Raw genomic sequence first — 774 nt, 5'->3', positions numbered from 1 at the left:
GTCCTTCGGGGCGCTGACTTGGCCGCACCAGCTGGTGCGGGTGATGCTGGGCGAACAGCTCTATCGGGCGGCCACTATCCTTTCCGGGCACCCCTACCATCGTTCGTAGAGCGAAGGCTGTGGATCGGCGCGGGCCCGCCCGGATTTTCGCCCCATTGCGGGACAAGGCTGCCCGCGGTCGCCGAACATGGTTGATGGTTCGTTAACGAAGCCGCAGTTAGAGTCGACGCCTGATGTCTGAAGGCTGGAAATCGAAAACGAGCTCCTGGCGCGCGCGCTGTGGTTTGACCGCGGCCGCGATCGTGCTGTCGCTGGGCCCCGTGATGGCCGAGAACACGCTCGACCCGGCGCCCGATCCCGACCAGAGCCGGGCCGAATATGAGCAGGTCTCGAAGGAAATCACGCTTTCTTCCGAGCGGCTGGCCAAGCTCGCTGCCGACATAGCGGCGGTCAAGAAGGATCATGCCTCGATCACAGCGGCGCTGATCCAGTCGGCGATGACCGAGCAGAAGCTCGGTCAGGACATCGAGGATATCGGCGCCAAGCTGGAAGGGCTGAAAGGGGAAGAGCAGAAGATCCGTGCCTCGCTGGCGGCGCGACGCGACGTGCTGGCCGAAGTGCTGGGCGCGCTGCAGCGCATGGGACTCAATCCGCCTCCGGCGATCCTGGTCAAACCGGAGGATGCGCTGTCGTCGGTGCGCAGCGCCATCCTGCTCGGCGCGGTGGTCCCGGAATTGCGCGAGCAGACCGAAATGCTGCTTGCCGACCTCAAGG

Annotated in this window: 1 protein-coding gene and 1 pseudogene; both read left to right on the top strand. The window is 65.0% G+C overall.

From position 1 onward, the window contains the following. The coding region (locus EN742_RS36560; protein WP_189375764.1) for a 23S rRNA (pseudouridine(1915)-N(3))-methyltransferase RlmH at positions 1-109 on the top strand (109 nt) is incomplete at its 5' end. Positions 110-233: 124 nt separating this feature from the next. After that, positions 234-774, top strand: a pseudogene (locus EN742_RS36555) (hypothetical protein); the annotation flags it as partial.

The organism is Mesorhizobium sp. M4A.F.Ca.ET.020.02.1.1 (assembly GCF_004022645.1).
In the GTDB taxonomy this organism is placed as follows: domain Bacteria; phylum Pseudomonadota; class Alphaproteobacteria; order Rhizobiales; family Rhizobiaceae; genus Mesorhizobium.
Note: the sequence above shows the minus strand (reverse complement) of the source record. Positions and strands in the feature narration are given on the sequence as shown.